The sequence below is a fragment of the Kineosporia sp. NBRC 101677 genome, from assembly GCF_030269265.1.
GTDB lineage: Bacteria > Actinomycetota > Actinomycetes > Actinomycetales > Kineosporiaceae > Kineosporia > Kineosporia rhizophila.
Map to the genome: position 1 here is coordinate 459,712 of NZ_BSTA01000002.1, position 16,180 is coordinate 475,891.

At 71.9% G+C, this 16,180-nt stretch carries 14 protein-coding genes and 1 pseudogene; 10 read left to right on the forward strand and 5 right to left on the reverse strand.

Annotated features, from left to right (window positions below):
- Positions 1 to 10 precede the first annotated feature (10 nt).
- Positions 11 to 2,764, forward strand: a complete 2,754-nt coding sequence (locus QSK18_RS07610; RefSeq protein ID WP_285617469.1) for a penicillin acylase family protein — start codon at positions 11 to 13, stop codon at positions 2,762 to 2,764.
- Here the strand turns inward: QSK18_RS07610 and QSK18_RS07615 are convergent.
- A complete protein-coding gene (locus tag QSK18_RS07615) occupies positions 2,748 to 3,353 on the reverse strand; it encodes a 5-formyltetrahydrofolate cyclo-ligase (protein WP_285617471.1) in 606 nt (201 codons plus the stop codon). The two genes, QSK18_RS07610 and QSK18_RS07615, sit on opposite strands and share 17 nt — an antisense overlap.
- Positions 3,354 to 3,515: 162 nt before the next feature.
- Between QSK18_RS07615 and QSK18_RS07620 the strand changes: the two genes are divergently transcribed.
- The 7 genes from QSK18_RS07620 to QSK18_RS36250 all read left to right on the forward strand — a co-directional run bounded on the left by QSK18_RS07620 (position 3,516) and on the right by QSK18_RS36250 (position 11,946).
- Positions 3,516 to 5,636 (forward strand): GGDEF domain-containing protein, encoded by a 2,121-nt coding sequence (locus QSK18_RS07620; protein ID WP_285617473.1) that lies wholly within the window; start codon positions 3,516 to 3,518, stop codon positions 5,634 to 5,636.
- A 9-nt stretch (positions 5,637 to 5,645) separates the two neighbouring features.
- The gene (gene galU / locus QSK18_RS07625; RefSeq protein ID WP_232813817.1) at positions 5,646 to 6,599 is read left to right on the forward strand and encodes a UTP--glucose-1-phosphate uridylyltransferase GalU; all 954 of its coding nucleotides are present in this window, start codon (positions 5,646 to 5,648) and stop codon (positions 6,597 to 6,599) included.
- Positions 6,599 to 7,807, forward strand: a complete 1,209-nt coding sequence (gene glp, locus QSK18_RS07630) for a molybdotransferase-like divisome protein Glp (protein WP_269810918.1) — start codon at positions 6,599 to 6,601, stop codon at positions 7,805 to 7,807. Before galU ends, glp begins: the two co-directional genes overlap by 1 nt.
- A gap of 67 nt (positions 7,808 to 7,874) precedes the next feature.
- Positions 7,875 to 8,303, forward strand: a complete 429-nt coding sequence (moaC, locus tag QSK18_RS07635) for a cyclic pyranopterin monophosphate synthase MoaC (RefSeq protein WP_352396489.1) — start codon at positions 7,875 to 7,877, stop codon at positions 8,301 to 8,303.
- Complete coding sequence (locus QSK18_RS07640) at positions 8,296 to 8,781, forward strand: MogA/MoaB family molybdenum cofactor biosynthesis protein (RefSeq protein ID WP_232813815.1); 486 nt, start codon at positions 8,296 to 8,298, stop codon at positions 8,779 to 8,781. Before moaC ends, QSK18_RS07640 begins: the two co-directional genes overlap by 8 nt.
- A complete protein-coding gene (locus QSK18_RS07645; RefSeq protein ID WP_232813814.1) occupies positions 8,778 to 9,437 on the forward strand; it encodes a GNAT family N-acetyltransferase in 660 nt (219 codons plus the stop codon). The genes QSK18_RS07640 and QSK18_RS07645 overlap by 4 nt, the downstream gene beginning before the upstream one ends.
- Positions 9,438 to 9,573: 136 nt before the next feature.
- Positions 9,574 to 11,946, forward strand: a complete 2,373-nt coding sequence (locus tag QSK18_RS36250) for a hypothetical protein (protein ID WP_502894175.1) — start codon at positions 9,574 to 9,576, stop codon at positions 11,944 to 11,946.
- Between the two features lie 6 nt (positions 11,947 to 11,952).
- On the opposite strand, the gene QSK18_RS07660 is transcribed toward QSK18_RS36250, so the two are convergent.
- The gene (locus QSK18_RS07660; RefSeq protein ID WP_232813812.1) at positions 11,953 to 12,219 is read right to left on the reverse strand and encodes a helix-turn-helix domain-containing protein; all 267 of its coding nucleotides are present in this window, start codon (positions 12,217 to 12,219) and stop codon (positions 11,953 to 11,955) included.
- A 67-nt stretch (positions 12,220 to 12,286) separates the two neighbouring features.
- Here QSK18_RS07660 and map point away from each other — a divergent pair, with 67 nt between their 5' ends.
- Complete coding sequence (gene map, locus QSK18_RS07665) at positions 12,287 to 13,057, forward strand: type I methionyl aminopeptidase (protein ID WP_285617484.1); 771 nt, start codon at positions 12,287 to 12,289, stop codon at positions 13,055 to 13,057.
- A 9-nt stretch (positions 13,058 to 13,066) separates the two neighbouring features.
- On the opposite strand, the gene QSK18_RS07670 is transcribed toward map, so the two are convergent.
- Positions 13,067 to 13,708 (reverse strand): helix-turn-helix domain-containing protein, encoded by a 642-nt coding sequence (locus QSK18_RS07670; RefSeq protein WP_232813810.1) that lies wholly within the window; start codon positions 13,706 to 13,708, stop codon positions 13,067 to 13,069.
- A gap of 216 nt (positions 13,709 to 13,924) precedes the next feature.
- On the opposite strand from QSK18_RS07670, the gene QSK18_RS07675 reads away from it, so the two are divergent.
- Positions 13,925 to 14,086, forward strand: a complete 162-nt coding sequence (locus QSK18_RS07675; RefSeq protein ID WP_232813809.1) for a hypothetical protein — start codon at positions 13,925 to 13,927, stop codon at positions 14,084 to 14,086.
- Between the two features lie 12 nt (positions 14,087 to 14,098).
- Here QSK18_RS07675 and galT read toward each other — a convergent pair whose 3' ends face one another.
- A complete protein-coding gene (gene galT, locus QSK18_RS07680) occupies positions 14,099 to 15,100 on the reverse strand; it encodes a galactose-1-phosphate uridylyltransferase (protein WP_285617488.1) in 1,002 nt (333 codons plus the stop codon).
- Positions 15,101 to 15,316: 216 nt separating this feature from the next.
- Positions 15,317 to 16,075, reverse strand: a pseudogene (locus tag QSK18_RS07685) (DeoR/GlpR family DNA-binding transcription regulator); the annotation flags it as partial.
- Positions 16,076 to 16,180 lie beyond the last annotated feature (105 nt).

A 16,180-nucleotide genomic window follows, 5' to 3' on the forward strand; every position in this document is an offset into this window, starting at 1 on the left:
TGTTCCTGCCGTGACCCGTCGCCGTGCCCTCCGTGTAACGGCCATCGGCTCCGCAGTCGTCGCCGTGATCGCCGTGGTCGTCGTCGCCGTACTGGCGGTGACGCTGATCCGCCGTCCGCTGCCCGACCGCGGCGGCGAGGTGTCGATGCCGGGCCTGTCCGGTGAGGCGCGGGTGATCCGGGACGACCGGGGTGTGCCGCAGATCTACGCGGACAACGCCGAGGACCTGTTCCGCGTGCAGGGTTACGTCAGCGCCCAGGACCGGTTCTTCGAGATGGACCTGCGCCGGCACATCACCGCCGGCCGGCTGAGCGAGCTGGTCGGCGAGGACGAGGACGCGCTGACCGCCGACAAGCTGATCCGCACCCTGGGCTGGCGGCAGGTCGCCGAGGAGGAGTTCACGAAGGCGACCGAGTCCACCAAGGCCTACCTGGAGGCCTACGCGGCCGGCGTGAACGAGTACATCGAGGGCCGGTCCAAGTCCGAGCTCAACGTCACCTACACGATCCTCGAGCGCAGCCACGACCTGGCCGACATCGAGCCGTGGACGCCGGTCGACTCACTGGCCTGGATCAAGGCGATGGCCTGGGACCTGCGCAGCAACTACGGCGAGGAACTGCAGCGCGCCCAGGCGATCAACACCGTGCGCAACGCCGAGCGGGTCGAGCAGCTGTTCCCCGACTACCCCTACGAAGAGCACCCGCCGATCATCGAGGGCGAGGCCGCCGACGGGAACCAGGCGGGCTCCGGCGCGCAGGCGAACCCGGGCAAGGGCAACAAGAACAACAACCAGAACAACGAGCAGAACGAGAACCCGGACGAGGAGCAGGGCACCTCCCCGGAGGGCACGCCCACCCCCGACCCGTCGGCCACCGGCACCCCCAGCAGCAGCGCGACGGTGGAGAACGCCTCCCTGGTGCAGCAGAGCACGGTCCTCAGCAGCGACGCCGCCCAGCAGGCCCTGAGCGCGGCCACCAACGCCCTCGACGGCCTGCCCGACGTGCTCGGCGGCAGCTCCGAGGGCAACGGCTCCAACTCCTGGGTGGTGGCCGGCGACCTGACCGAGAGCGGTCTGCCGCTGCTGGCCAACGACCCGCACCTGGGCGTCTCCGCCCCGGGCATCTGGACGCAGGTCGGCCTGCACTGCAACACGGTGTCCGAGGCCTGCCCGTTCGACGTCTCCGGCTACACCTTCGCCGGTCTGCCCGGCGTGGTGATCGGCCACAATGCCCGGATCAGCTGGGGCCTGACCAACCTGGGCCCCGACGTCAGTGACTTCTTCCTGGAGAACGTCAACGGCGAGTCGTACCTGGTCGACGGCAACAGCCAGCCCCTCGAGACCCGGCCGGAGACGATTAAGGTGGCCGGGGGCGACCCGGTGACCATCAACGTCCGTTCGACCAAGCACGGCCCGCTGATCTCCGACGTGCTCACCGACGTGGCCAAGGCGGGCCAGACCTCCCCGGTCCCGGGCGAGAAGATCCTGCGCGGCAGCACCTACGCAGTGGCGCTGAGCTGGACCGCCCTCTCGCCGGGCACCTCGATGGAGGCGATCCTGGGGCTGAACGTGGCTCAGGACTTCGAGTCGTTCCGCAAGGCCGTGCAGAAGCTCGACGCCCCGGCGCAGAGCGTGATCTACGCCGACGTCGACGGCAACATCGGCTACCAGGCTCCCGGCCGCGTCCCCCTCCGCGGCAAGGGCGACCCGCAGGCCAAGGTGCCCGCCGACGGCACCTGGCCGCAGATCGGCTGGGACTCCCGCTACGACTGGACCGGGTTCGTCAAGAAGCGCGACCTGCCCTGGGTGGAGAACCCGCGCTCGGGCTACATCGTCGCCGCGAACCAGGCGGTCACCGGGCCCGACGGCACCGCCCAGCTGACCAGCGACTGGGACTACGGCTTCCGTTCGCAGCGCATCCAGAAGCTGATCGAGGGCGCCCGCGCCGACCATCCGATCACCATGGAAGACATGCGTGAGGTGCAGAACGACACCTACAACGCGATCGCCGAGATGCTCGTGCCCACGCTCCTGGAGCTGGCCACCACCACCGACGAGTTCACCCAGAGCGGCGTGGAGCTGCTCGAGGGGTGGGACTACATGCAGCCCACCGACTCGGCCGCGGCGGCCTACTTCAACACCGTCTGGGCCAAGCTGCTCGACCTGACCTTCGCCGACGAGCTCCCCGAGGGCTTCCGGGCCGACGGTGGCGACCGCTGGTTCCAGGTGGTCAGCATGCTGATGGACGACCCGAAGGACGAGTGGTGGGACGACGGCCGCACCGACGCGGTGGTCGAGTCCCGCGACGAGGTGCTGCGCCGGGCGCTCACCCAGGCCCGCCTGGAGCTCACCCAGCGGCTGGGTAAGGACCCGGACAAGTGGCGCTGGGGCAAGCTGCACCGGGTCACGCTGGAGCAGACGCCGCTGGGTGGTGAGGGCCTGCCCTCGCTGCTGCGGGAGCTGGTCAACCAGGGGCCCTACGAGGCGCCCGGCGGCTCGTCGATCGTGAACGCGTTCTCCTGGGACGCCTCGGCCGGTGACTTCTCGGTGACCGCGGCGCCGTCGATGCGGATGATCGTGGACATGTCCAACCTGGACAACTCCCGCTGGGTCAACCAGAGCGGCGTTTCCGGGCACCCGCTGGACAAGCACTACGACGACCAGGTCGGTGCCTGGCTGAAGGGCGAGGACTTCGCCTGGCCGTTCACCGCCGACGCGGTGAAGGCGGCCTCCGACCAGGAGCAGACCTTCAAGCCGGAGAGCTGAAGAACACCGTCCGGGTCGGAGTGAGGACGCCGTGCACGCGGCGGTCGTGCGGTTCGGCCGGTACCTCGGCAACGAGTTCGTCGTCGTGCACCACCGCGAAGACGGGGGTACGCGGGTTCAGCCGCGCAAGCGTTGCGTCGTAGTACCCCCGGCCGCGCCCCAGGCGCAGTCCGGTGGTGTCCACCGCCAGGGCCGGGATCAGGAGCACATCGGCCTGGGTGACCGCGTCCGGTCCCAGCCGTTCCCCCGTTGGTTCCAACAGCTTGAGGACGCCTGTGGGCGCCAGTCCTCCGGCGTCCACCGCCCAGTCGAGCGTCGGTCGGGTAGTGGTCTCAAGGACGACGGGAAGCAGCACACGCACTCCCAGTGCACGCAGCCGACGGCGTAGCTCGCCGGTTCCCGGCTCGTCCGGCAGCGAGGCGTACACCGCTACGCACGACGCCGTGCGAACCGCCTCCACCTCCAGCGCCGCAGCGGCGACCGCGATCTCGGTCTGCTGCCGTTCCTGAGGGCTACGGGCGGCCCGGCTACGCCGCACGGTCCGGCGCAGGGTGCCCTTGTCGCCGCCTGAAGTGATCGGCCCGTCCATCACGCTACTCTCGGTGTGTACCTGTTTACGAGCGGTTGTCATCAGCGTCCGACTGACACCAACTGGCACCACCTTGCACCACCGCCCCGACAGGAACGCCAGTAACGCTCGCAGACCTAGATGGGACCACATGACCAGGCGAGGCGACCGGGTGATCCAGCGATGACCGAGCCGGCTCCCCCGTCCGCACGGGAGGCCGGGCCGAAGGTGCAACAGCCGGTCAGACCCGGGCGACTGCGTTCCCGGCTGGCCGTGGCGCTCGTCCTCGTGGCCGTGGTCCCGCTGCTGGCCGGGGCCGTTCTGCTGGTCTGGGCGGCTCCCGCGCATGCCCGCTCGGCCGCCTCCGGCGCCGCGGCCCGGGACGCCGACGCCGCCGCGGTGGCGCTCTCGACCCGCTGCGAGGCGGTGCGGGCCAGTGCCCGGGTCGCCGCCGGCGAGGTCGCGGCCCTGGCCACCCGCACCGGTGGTGAACTCATCCCCGAGGCCGCGCAGACCCTTGCCGCCCGCGCCGCCGCCCGCCGCCCGGGCAGTGCCGTCGCGGTCTTCGACGCCGATGCCGCGCTGCTGGCCGCCTCGGGTGCCACTGCCGCCCGCGACGTGGCCGTCGGTATCGGAGCCCAGGACCTCACCACCGGCCCTTCCTGCTCGGCCGGCCGCCCCTATGCCGCCGCCGACGGAGCCGGCCTGGCCGAGATCTCCCCGGTGCTGATCAGCCCGTTCGCCAGCACCACCGAGGTGGAGGTGGCCACCGTGGTGATGTGGCTTCCCCTGGACCGGCCCGCGCTGAGTGCGCTCCGCGAGCGGCTGGGCACCTCCGGCCGCCTCAGTGTGCTCGCCGCGGCGGGGCGGCCGGTGGTCCTGGCCGGGACCGGTCCGGAGTCCGAGAAGGTCACCGAGCTGCTGCGGGAGCTGCCGGCCGAGGGCCCGGCCGCGGGCACCCGGTTCGGGCTCGGCTACCGCCTCACCGAGGCCGGGCCGGGCCTGCCCTACCGGATCCTGGCCACCGGCGAGGTGGGCGGCAGCGGCCTGCGGCTGCTCGGCTGGTGCCTGCTCGCGCTGGCCCTGGTCGCGCTGTTCCCGCTGTGGCTCGTGCTGGTGCGGCTGACCCGGCCGGTCGACGACGAACTGGCCGCGGTCGGCGGTGAACTGCAGGCCGAGCGGCTGGCCCTGGCCGACAGCCTGGACCGGTTCGGCGAGGTGCTGGCCCACACCCACGACCTCACCGAGCTGCTCGGAACGGTCTCCGGTACGGCACTTTCCGGCACCGGGGCCGCCGCCGCCGCGATCCTGCTGGTGGCCGAGGAGGTGGAGGCGCCGGCCCAGACCCCACCGGGCGGGCGGCGGGCCTACGACCAGACCACGCGCGAGAGCGACCGGCTCAGCGTGCACGCCGAGGCCGGCCGGCCGGACGCCCACGGGGAGGAGGCCCGGGCGGTGCTGCCCGGGTTCGCCGAGCGGCACTTCGCCGCTCTCACCGGGAACCCCTCGAGCGTGCAGCTTTTCGAACCCCAGAGGTTCGAGCTGCCGGGGGCCGGGCCGGTCGCCGCGATCGGCATCGGGGTGGACTCGCAGCCGGTGGAGAGCCCGGCCGAACGTGACCCCGGCCGGCGCCGGCTGATCGGGGTGCTGGTGGTCGCCCGCGGCGAGGGCGGCGCCGGGTTCGACGCCCTGCAGCTGACCCGGCTGCGCGCCCTGGCCGCCCAGACCGGCACCGCGATCACCAACATCCGCCGCTACCTCGAGGTCCGCCGGCTCTCGATGACCGACACCCTGACCGGCCTGGGCAATCGCGCCCAGCTGGTCAGCGCGCTGTCCCGGGAGATCGCCGCGGCCGGGCGGGGCGACGGCGTGCTCACCGTGCTGATGCTCGACATCGACCACTTCAAGCTGGTCAACGACACCTGGGGGCACGGCTTCGGCGACGTGGTGCTGCGCGACTTCGCCGGCCGGCTGCTGGCCTGCGTGCGCGAGGCCGACACGGTGGCCCGCTACGGAGGCGAGGAGTTCGTCGTCCTGCTGCGCGACACCGACGTGGACGGCGGCTGCCGGGTCGCCGAGCGGGTGCTGGAGGCGGCCCGCTCCCGGCCGTTCGAGGAGGCCGAGGTCTCCCAGGCGGTGACGGTGTCGATCGGGGTGGCCGCCTACCCGCGCGACGGGCGCGCCGCGGACGAGGTGCTCCAGGCCGCCGATTCCGCGCTCTACGCGGCCAAACGTGACGGTCGTAACCGATGGCGGGTCGCCGAACCGAGTCACAACGCGCCGATCCCCTCCCTCCCTGGGTAGGTTTTGCCCATGACGGAACCGAGCATTTCCGCTGACCTCGAACCCCTGGGCGACGGCGCCCCCGGGCCCGCCGTGGTCAAGGCCGTGATCCCCGCCGCCGGCCTGGGCACGCGCTTCCTGCCGGCCACCAAGGCCACCCCGAAGGAGATGCTGCCGGTCGTGGACCGGCCGGCCATCCAGTACGTGGTGGAGGAGGCCGTCCGGGCCGGCCTGTCCGACGTGCTGATGATCACCGGGCGGGGCAAGCGGTCGCTGGAGGACCACTTCGACCGGGCCTGGGAGCTGGAGGCGGCCCTCGAGGCCAAGGGCGACAAGGACCGGCTGGAGCAGGTCCGCGAGTCCGCCTACCTGGCCGACATCCACTACACCCGGCAGGGCGACCCGCGGGGCCTGGGCCACGCCGTGCTCTGCGCCGACCACCACGTCGGCGACGACCCGTTCGCCGTGCTGCTCGGTGACGACCTGATCGACGAGCGCGACGAGCTGCTCACCCGGATGATCGGCGTGCAGCGGCAGACCCGCGGCAGCGTGGTGGCGCTGATGGAGGTCGACCCGGCCCAGGTGCACCTGTACGGCTGCGCCGCGGTGGAGACCACCGCGGTGGGCGACGTGGTCCGGGTCACCGGCATGGTCGAGAAGCCCGACCCGAAGGACGCGCCCTCCAACCTGGCCGTGATCGGCCGGTACGTGCTGCACCCGCGGGTGTTCGACGTGCTGAAGGAGACCAAGCCCGGTCGCGGCAACGAGATCCAGCTGACCGACGCCCTGCAGGTCCTGGCGCAGGACCCGGCGCAGGACGGTGGCGGCGTCTACGGCGTCATCTTCAAGGGCCGGCGTTACGACACCGGCGACCGGCTCGACTACCTCAAGGCCGTGGTCCGGCTGGCCACCGAGCGCGAGGACCTGGGCCCCGACCTGCGTTCGTTCCTGCGGGAGTTCGTCGCCGAACTCCCCGCAGAGTGATGCGGTCGGTCGACGAGCATCTCGCCGCCTGCCTGAGCGACCTCGCACCGCTTCCGGCAGTGGAACTTCCACTGCTGGAGGCGGTGGGCTGCGTGCTGGCCGAGGACGTGGTCTCGGGCATCGACATGCCCCGCTTCGACAACTCCTCGATGGACGGGTACGCGGTGCGGGCGGCGGAGGTGGCCGGGGCTCCGGTCACCCTGCCGGTGCTGGGTGACATCCCGGCCGGTCGCGGAGATGCGCTCGAACTCCCGCCCGGCGCCACGATGCGGATCATGACGGGCGCCCCGCTGCCTGCCGGGGCCGACTCGGTGGTGCAGGTCGAGGCCACCGACGGGGGCACGGAAACCGTTCGTATCGATCGGGCTTCGAGTCCGGGCCAGTTCATCCGCCGCTCCGGTGAAGACGTGCGGCAGGGGCAGACCGTGCTCACCGCCGGCACCGCGCTGACGGCCCGCCACATCTCGCTGGCGGCCTCGGTCGGCGCCGAGCAGCTGAAAGTCCACCCACGTCCCCGGGTTCTGGTGCTGCCCTCCGGCAGTGAGCTGGTACCTCCCGGAAAGCCGCTGCAGCCCGGCCAGATCCACGACTCCAACGGCTACGGCCTGGTCGCTGCGGCCATCCAGGCCGGTGCCCGGGCCCGGCACGGCGGAATCATGGCCGACACCCCGGAACACGTCGCTGCGGCGTTGGAACAGGCCGCCACCGAGGCCGACCTGATCATCACCACCGGTGGGGTCAGCGCCGGGGCCTACGACACGGTCAAGGCCGTGCTGAAGGAACTGGGCACCGTGGAGTTCGTGCCGGTGGCCATGCAGCCGGGCAAGCCGCAGGGCTTCGGCACGATCGGGCCGGACCGCACGCCGCTGTTCACCCTGCCCGGCAACCCGGTCAGCTCGCTGCTGTCGTTCCAGATCTTCATCGTGCCGGCCCTGCGCCGGCTGGCCGGTCTGCCCGACGCCGAGCCGGCCCGCCGCACCGCCACCGTGGTGGAGGGCTGGCGCTCGCCGGCCGGGCGCCGTCAGTTCGCCCGCTGCCTGCTCACGGTGACCGCGGCCGGGCCGACGGTGCGGCCGGTCGGTGGCCAGGGTTCCCACCTGGTGGCCGACCTGGCCGGGGCGAACTGCCTGGTCGTGGTGCCGGAAGAGGTCACCGTGGTGGGCGAGGGTGACCAACTGCCCTACATCGTGCTGGAATCTGGCTCATGATGTGCCGGTGAACCAGCAACACCAGTCCCAGCGACTCACCCACGTCGACGCCTCGGGCGCGGCCCGCATGGTCGACGTCTCGGCCAAGCCGGTCACCGCCCGCGAGGCCACGGCCAAGGGGGTCGTCACCTGCTCACCGGCCGTGATCGAGTTGCTGCGCGGTGAGGGCGTGCCCAAAGGCGACGCCCTCGCCGTGGCCCGGATCGCCGGCATCCAGGCGGCCAAGCGCACCCCCGACCTGATCCCGCTGGCCCACCCGATCGCCGTGCACGGGGTCGAGGTCGACCTGGACGTACAGGACGCGGGGGTCGAGATCACCGCCACGGTCCGCACCGCCGACCGCACCGGGATCGAGATGGAGGCCCTGACCTGCGTCGCGGTGGCCGGTCTGGCGCTGGTCGATATGATCAAGGCGGTGGACAAGCTGGCCGAGATCGGCCGGATCCGGGTGGTGGCCAAGAGTGGTGGACGTTCCGGAGACTGGCGTCGTGACTGAGTCGCGCCGCGCGCTCGTGGTCACCGCGTCCAACCGCGCGGCCGCCGGCGTGTACCCCGACAAGAGCGGCCCGATCCTCGCCGAAGGGCTGCGTGAACTGGGCTTCGCGGTCGACGGCCCCCAGGTCGTGCCGGACGGCGAACCGGTCGGTGACGCTCTGCGCAGTGCCGTCCGGGCGGGGTACGACGTGGTTCTCACCACCGGGGGCACCGGCCTTACCCCCACCGACCGCACCCCCGAGCACACCCGTCCTCTGTTGGATCTCGAGGTGCCCGGTCTGGCCGAGGCGATCCGTACTCACGGCGCTGCCAAAGGCGTCCCTAGTGCGGTACTTTCCCGAGGGCTGGCCGGCGTCGCCGGGCAGACCCTGATCGTCAACCTCCCGGGCTCCAGCGGCGGCTGCCGCGACGGCCTGGCCGTGCTCGAAGGAGTCCTGGTGCACGCCGTCGACCAGATCCACGGCGGCGATCACCGATGAACGAACTCGGAGCGGGCGTCGGCTGGCCGATCGAACTGTCCGACGGCCTCATCACCCTGCGTCCACTGCGCCGCCGCGACGCCAAGTCGTGGAACGCGGTGCGCTCGGCCAACGCCGAGTGGCTCGCCCCCTGGGAGGCCACGCACCCCGAGGGCGGGGGCCGTCCGCTCACCTTCGGGGCGATGGTGCGCAGCTTCGACCGCGAGGCCCGGGCGGGGAGGATGATCCCGCTCGCCGTGCAGATGCACGACCGCCTGGTCGGCCAGGTCAGCGTCAGCGGCATCGTCTGGGGCTCGCTGCGCTCCGGCCAGATCGGCTACTGGGTAGACCGGGCGGTCGCGGGGCAGGGCATCACCCCCACCGCCGTGGCGATGATGGTCGACCACTGCTTCTTCGGCCTGGGTATGCACCGGCTCGAGGTCAACATCCGCCCGGAGAACATGGCCAGCCTGCGGGTGGTGGAGAAGCTGGGCTTCCGCCCCGAGGGCATCCGCCGCCGCTACCTGCACATCGACGGCGCCTGGCGCGACCACGCAACCTTCGCCGTGACCCCGGAAGACGTGCCCGGCGGGATGCTCACCCGCTGGCGCCGTTCGCAGCGCGTCCTGGCCGCCCGCGAGCACGAGCAGCACACCCACTGGTCGGAACAGACGTAACCCTTAGGCTCTACCTGAGGGTGACGACACACCGCAGCCATTACGTGATCATTCGGGTGCCGCCCCGTACCGTTTGTGCGTGCAGCCCAGCAGCCTGATCCTCCTCGCCATAGTCGTGGTGTGGGCTGCCTATCTGGTGCCACAGTGGGTGAGACGACGTGACGAAATGTCACAGTCGCGGGCCGGAGACCGCTTCTCCGGGGGCCTGCGCGTGCTCAAGCGCCGCGAGCGCACCACCCGTTCCGGCCGCTCCGGCGACCCCCTGCTCACGTCGCCCCGAGTGATCGTCGACACAGACGGCGAACTCCTCTACATCCCGGCCGACCGCCTCCTGGCCGAGCGGCTCGCAGGCTCCTCGATGAGCCTCCCGCAGAGCGCCCGCCCCGGAGAGACCCTGCTGGGCACCCCCGGCCCGGCCACCCCAGACCCCGCCGGCTCCACCGACCAGGACCACGAAGCGCCAACGACCCCCGCCGACCCGGCCGAGGCGGAGAACGCCCCCGCCGTCGAGGCGGGAGCCGGGCACCAGGTCGAAGCCAGGCGTGGGGCTCCGGCCGACCGTCGGGCTGAGGTTGGGCGTCGGGACGGGGCCGACCGTCGAAGTGGGGCCGGACATCCGACCGAGGCCGGAGCCGAAGCCGGGCACCGGGACGAGGCTGACCGCCGAGGGAAGGCCGAGCGTCGAGCTGAAGCCGAGCGTCGGGCGGAGGCTGGGCGTCGGGGCAAGGCTGATCGTCGGGCAGAGGCTGGGCGTCAGGACGAGGCCGAGCGTCGGGCAGAGGCGGGGCGTCGCGACGAGGCCGAGCGCAGAGGTGAGGCCGAGCGCCGGCGTGGGGCGGGACGCCGCGCCGAGGCTGAGCGTCGGGGCGGAGCCGAGCGTCGGACTGACACCGCAATTCAGTCCGACGAGGCAGTCTCCGATACGCCGGCCACCCCTGACTCCGCTGTCCCTGCCCCCATCGCCTCAGCGCCTGCTACCCCTGCCACTGCCACCCCCACGTCAGCCGCGGCCCCCACGACCGCAGCGCCTCCGAGCTCTCCCTCCGAAGACTCCATGGCCGAACTGGAGGCCGGCCTCCTGGCCGGGTTCGGTCTCACTGCTCCATCGCCCGCCCCAGTGGCCCAGGCCGAAGCCATGCCGTCGGTGCAGGCCCCTTCAGCACAGCCGGCAGGCGCGGGCATCGGGGAAAAGGGTTCTGCAGACGAGGACATGGCCGAACTCGAGGCCGGCCTCCTTGCGGGCTTCGGCCTGACCGCACCCCCCACCCCCGGGACCGCTGTCGGTGAGGCCAGCACCGGCCGGGTCATGGCGGGCCAGGCCAACACCGGCCCGAGCAACGCGGGCCAGAGCAGCACCGGCGGCCAGTTCGCCGCAGCTCAGCCCAACGCGGCCCAGCCCAACGAGGCCCCGTCCCGCCAGACCCGACCTCAAGCAGCTCAGGCTGACCAGGCCCACACCCACCCAGCCCAGCCGCACGAGCCCCAGGCCGACGAGGCTCACGCCCACCAACCCCAGTCCAAGACAGCCCAGCCCCGACGCACCCCCCGCCGCCCCGAGCAGACCACCCCCACCGCTCGGTCCGAGGACCTGTCGTTCGCCGAGGCCCCGCAGCCCACCACCGGCCGTCGGCCCACTCACCGAACTGGCCCGACGCAAACGTCCTCGGACTATGTGCCGGGCTCGCGCCCCGTCCGTAAGCCTCAAAGCCCAGGCCCCACAAACCCAACCGACGCCGAAATCCAGCCCCCTGCGGCCTCGACCACCGTCCCCGTAACCACCTCGGCGCCCATCTCAGCCAGCGCGGAGGCCGCTCAGGAGTCGTTCCAGGAGCTGATCGGGCGCCCCGGTGGGCGAGCGCCCGAGGTCGCAGCCCCGGAGCCCGAGGCGCACGAGGAAGCCCCCCTCACCGAATACACCACCACGCACGCAGACCTGGACTCCGCGCGGCTCAACGCCCGGGTGGCTGCCCGTCGCCGGGCCCGGAGCATGGCCGTCCTGCTCATCGCGACCATCGCCGCCTGGGTGTTCTCCGTGGCCGGCTCCATCCCGGTGTTCGTCCCCCTGGCGGCCACGCTGCTCCTGGCCGCCCACGCGGTGGCCTCGCGCACCGCGGCCGTACGTAGCCGCGAGACCCTGACCATGCTGGCGGCGCACCTCTACGCCGCGGAGATGGCGCGTGAGCACGCCGAGAAGCGCCGCCGTACGGCCGAAGCGCGTACCCGGGCCCGGGTGGAGGCTGAGGCGGCCGCACCGCCGCCGGAGCGGGTGGCTCGCCGGGCAGCGGCGGTCAGCGCCGACACCTGGGACCCGATTCCGGTGCCCCCGCCGACCTACACGCTCAAGCCCGCCGTGCACCGTCCGCCGCCCCCGCCGCTCGAGCCCCCTGCCGAGAAGCCGCAGCCGTCGGAGCGTCAGGTGTCTCGTGGCTCGATGCCCCGGCGGGCCGCCGACATCGAGCGCATCCTGGAACTCGAAGAGACCGAGCTTCCCCGCGCGGTCAACGAATAACCTCGGCTACGAAGCCAGCCGCTCACGAGCCGGGCCGTTGATCTCGGCCCACAGCACGTCGAGCGAGATGCCCAGCACGTCGGCGATGGCGGCGATGGTGGGGAAGGCGGGAGTGGCCACCCGGCCGGACTCGATCTTGCGCAGGGTCTCCGGTGAGACCCGGGCCTCCAGGGCGGTCTGCAGCATCGAGCGCTCACCCCGGGCCTGGCGCAGCAGGGCGCCGAGGCGCTGTCCGCGTTCGATCTCGGCGGGCGTGAGCGGCGTCCTGACCATGACTGCGATTCTAATACCGGGATAGTATGGCCGGGATAGTTATTGGTTGACTGAGATAAGGCGTCCCATGATCGAGATCCTGAGCCCCAGCCAGCTGCCCCGCGCCCGAGAGGCCGGGGCCCTGGTCGCCGAGATTCTGCAGACGATGAAGAGCCGCACCACCGTGGGCACGAACCTGCTGGAGATCAACCGGTGGACCGAGAAGATGATTCTCGACGCCGGGGCGGAGTCCTGCTACGTCGACTACGAGCCCTCCTTCGGGCGGGGGCCGTTCGGCCACTACATCTGCACCGCCGTCAACGACGCGGTGCTGCACGGCAAGCCGCACGACTACACGCTGGCCGACGGTGACCTGCTCACCCTCGACCTGGCCGTGAAGGTGCGCGGTCTGGCCGCCGACGCGGCGATCAGCTTCATCGTCGGCGAGTCGCGCCCGGCCGAGAGCGTGGCGCTGATCGAGACCACCGAGCGGGCGCTGGCGGCGGGCATCGCGGTGGCCGGGCCGGGGGCCCGGATCGGCGACATCTCGCACGCCATCGGCACGGTGCTCAGCGCGGCCGGCTACCCGATCAACGTCGAGTTCGGCGGGCACGGCATCGGCTCGACCATGCACCAGGACCCGCACGTGGCCAACACCGGCAAGCCGGGCCGGGGCTACAAGGTGCGCCCGGGCCTGCTGCTGGCCCTGGAGCCGTGGATCATGCAGGACACGGCCAAGCTGGTCACCGACGCAGACGGCTGGACGCTGCGCAGCGCCACCGGCTGCCGCACCGCGCACACCGAGCACACCATCGCGATCACCGACGACGGGGCCGAGATCCTCACCCTGCCGCGCTGAGACCGGCGCTCAGGCCTCGATCGAGAGCCAGAGCGCCTGAGCCGGTTCCGCCCCGCGGTTGACGATGCGGTGCGGGCGGGAGGAGAGATAGGCGATCGCGTCCCCGGGCCTCAGCACGTGCACGTCGCCGTCCAGTTCCACGGTGAGCTCGCCGGAGATCAGCACGCCCACCTCCCGCCCCTCGGAGTGCTCGGCGCTGATCCCGCTGGCCCCGCCCGGGACGTACTGGTGCACGGCCATCTCCACGCCCGCCCGCGGGTCGCGGTAGGCGATGCGCTGCAGCCCGCCCGCCCCGGTGGTGGCCGTGACCTGCTCGTCGACCCGGGTCACGGGGGAGCGGTCGGTCTCCTCGCCCGGGCCGAACAGGTCGGACATGTGCACCCCGAGCGCGGCCGAGACCGACACCAGGGTGCCCACCGAGGCGCTGGCCAGGCCGCGCTCGACCATGCTGAGCATCGAGACGCTGACCCCGGTGCGGTCGGCCAGCGACTTCAGGGTCAGGTTCTGCTGCTTGCGCAGCAGCCGGACCCGCGCCCCCATCATCCGGATCGTGCGCTCGGCCTCGAAGCCGTTCGCGGGCCGGCTCACCGGGACGGCCGGTGCCTCCGGCGAGAGGGATCTGATCGTGCCGGGTGCCCCCGTGTCCGCCATGCGTGTCGTTCCCATTCGTCGCAACAAGTGAAAACCGGAAGGGTGTGGCTGGAACGACACGGATCGTGCCACATCTGTCCCGATAACTGCGTTTTCCCGGACGGGTCGTGGCGGAGATTGCGCTGTGGGTGTAGCTTCCGTCACATTCAGCAACTTACTGCGATCGGGGGAAGCAGTATGCACGGCAGTGCGACGCGAGATTCGTCGGATGGTCGGGTGATTCGGCGCCGGGTGGGGCTGGCGGTGTTCCTGGCCCTGGCGGTCTCGGCCGCCTTCCTGGGCGCAAACGAGACCACCGAGGGCGGCCAGGCCGCCCTCGGTGGGATGGGACTTCTGTTGGTCAGCATCGGCTCGGTGGTGCTGGCCCGGGGCCGCTGACCGGCCGGGGACTCAGGCCTGCGGGATCTTCTCCCGCAGGGTGGCCGCGGCCACCTCGGGCGCGATGTCGGTGGAGTAGGCCCCACCCATCTGCTCGGTGCCGGCGATGTACTTGAGCTTGGTCGCGCTGCGGTTGGGCGGCGAGATCAGCAGGTGCAGGTGGCTGATGTCGTCCCAGCTGCCGTCCCAGCCGGCCACCGACGCCTCGCCGTTCAGCGGCGAGGAGAAGATGCCCAGCACGTAGGGCAGCGGGAAGCCGAACAGGTCGTCCAGGCCGGTGAACACCCGGTGCAGCAGGTGGGCCAGGTCCTCGCGGGCCTCGTCGGCCACCGCGACCAGCGAGGGGGTGTGCGCCTTGGGGGCGATCCGCACCTCGTACGGGTAACGGGCCCAGAACGGCACGTGGGCCACGAAGTGCTCGCTCTCGGCGACCACCCGGCGGCCGTCCTCGAGCTCGGCGGCGACCACGTCGCAGTTCACGCAGCGGCCGGTGCGGGTGCGGTACTCGGCGGCCGTGCGCAGCTCGCGCAGCGGGCGGGCCGGGATGTCGTCGTACGCGTAGATCTGGCCGTGCGGGTGGTGCAGGGTGACGCCGATCGCCTCACCGCGGTTCTCGAAGGGCAGCACGTAGGCGTGCCCTTCCGAGCCGAGCACCTGGTAGCGGTCGGCCCAGGCGTTCACCAGCAGGGCGATCCGCTCCGGGCCGAGCTTGGCCAGGGTGGCGTTGTGGTCGGCGGAGTAGGAGATGACCTCGCAGCGGCCACTGGCCGGCTCGACCAGGTACAGCTCGTCGCTCTCCACGTCCGGCGCCGGCGGGGTGGGGCTGAGGGCCGGGAACCGGTTGTCGAACACCGCGATCTGGACGTCGGTGCGCCGGATCTCGCCGTCCCAGTCGTTGTTCGGGTCCGGGCACAGCGGGCACGCGTCGGCCGGCGGCAGGAAGGTGCGGTTCTGCCGGTGGGTGGCGAAGGTGATCCACTCGCCGGTGGTGGGGTCGAAACGCCGTTCGCTCACTGCTGCTTCGCCTCGTCCTCTTCCGGAACCTCAGGGGTGGAGGCGGAGACCGGCGCACTGTAGTAGTACGTGATCCGCCTTCCGTCGTCCATGGTCGTAACGTCGCGGATCATTGCCACGAGAACCTCGCTCTGGTCTGTCAAGACTTGGTCATAATCTGGCACGGTCGATCGGAAACTGACAAGGAGCCGATCAGTCGTCCTCGTCGGTGCACTCGGCCACCAGCACCTCCACCCCCACCGCCCGGAACTGCCCGATCGCCGGGGCGGAGCTGCGGTCACTGGTGACCAGCCGGCCGATCTGCTCGGCGGGCACGGTCTGGGCCATCGTCTCCAGCCCGATCTTGGTGTGGTCGGCCAGCACCACGATCTCCTCCGCGGCCGCCGCCAGCGCCCGGTCCACGCCGGCCACCACCAGGTTCGGGGTGGACAGCCCGCGCTCCAGGGTCAGGCCGTTGCCGGACATGAAGGTACGCCGTACCCGCATCCCGCTCAGCGCCTGCTCGGCCACCGACCCGACCAGGGCGTAGATCGACCCGCGCAGCGTGCCGCCGGTCATCACCACCTCGATCGTGCGGGACCGGGCCAGCTCCTGCGCGACCAGGACGGAGTTGGTCACCACGGTGAGCTCGCGGAAGCTCAGCAGGTGGCGGGCGAAGGCCTGGGTGGTGGTGCCGGCCCCGACGCAGATCGCGTCGCCCTCCTCCACCAGCCCGGCCGCCAGGGCGCCGATCGCGGTCTTCTCCCGCGCGGCCACCCCGGACTTCTCCGAGTAGGTCGGCTCGTGACTGAGCCCCCCGGTGGAGACCGCCCCGCCGTGCCGGCGGTCGAGCAGGCCCTGCGACTCCAGCAGGCGCAGGTCGCGGCGCACGGTGACCTCGGAGCTGTCGACCACCCGGGCCAGCTCGCGCAGGGACACCGCCCCGTTGGCCCGGACCAGCTCGAGGATCCTCTGGCGACGCTCGTCGGCGAACACCCACCCAGCATAGGACGTCGTGATCAGAAATGGTCAGAAAGGGCGTCTACCCGATCACAAGCGACCCGAAAGGAGCAGTCATAATCTGGTGCGACCCGCTCCGGT

Bases quoted from the DNA above. Each gene is read 5' to 3' on its own strand.
- QSK18_RS07615 (WP_285617471.1), bottom strand. From the start codon at position 3,353: ATGGACGGGCCGATCACTTCAGGCGGCGACAAGGGCACCCTGCGCCGG.
- QSK18_RS07620 (WP_285617473.1), top strand. From the start codon at position 3,516: ATGACCGAGCCGGCTCCCCCGTCCGCACGGGAGGCCGGGCCGAAGGTG.
- galU (WP_232813817.1), top strand. From the start codon at position 5,646: ATGACGGAACCGAGCATTTCCGCTGACCTCGAACCCCTGGGCGACGGC.
- glp (WP_269810918.1), top strand. From the start codon at position 6,599: ATGCGGTCGGTCGACGAGCATCTCGCCGCCTGCCTGAGCGACCTCGCA.
- moaC (WP_352396489.1), top strand. From the start codon at position 7,875: ATGGTCGACGTCTCGGCCAAGCCGGTCACCGCCCGCGAGGCCACGGCC.
- QSK18_RS07645 (WP_232813814.1), top strand. From the start codon at position 8,778: ATGAACGAACTCGGAGCGGGCGTCGGCTGGCCGATCGAACTGTCCGAC.
- QSK18_RS07660 (WP_232813812.1), bottom strand. From the start codon at position 12,219: ATGGTCAGGACGCCGCTCACGCCCGCCGAGATCGAACGCGGACAGCGC.
- map (WP_285617484.1), top strand. From the start codon at position 12,287: ATGATCGAGATCCTGAGCCCCAGCCAGCTGCCCCGCGCCCGAGAGGCC.
- QSK18_RS07670 (WP_232813810.1), bottom strand. From the start codon at position 13,708: ATGGCGGACACGGGGGCACCCGGCACGATCAGATCCCTCTCGCCGGAG.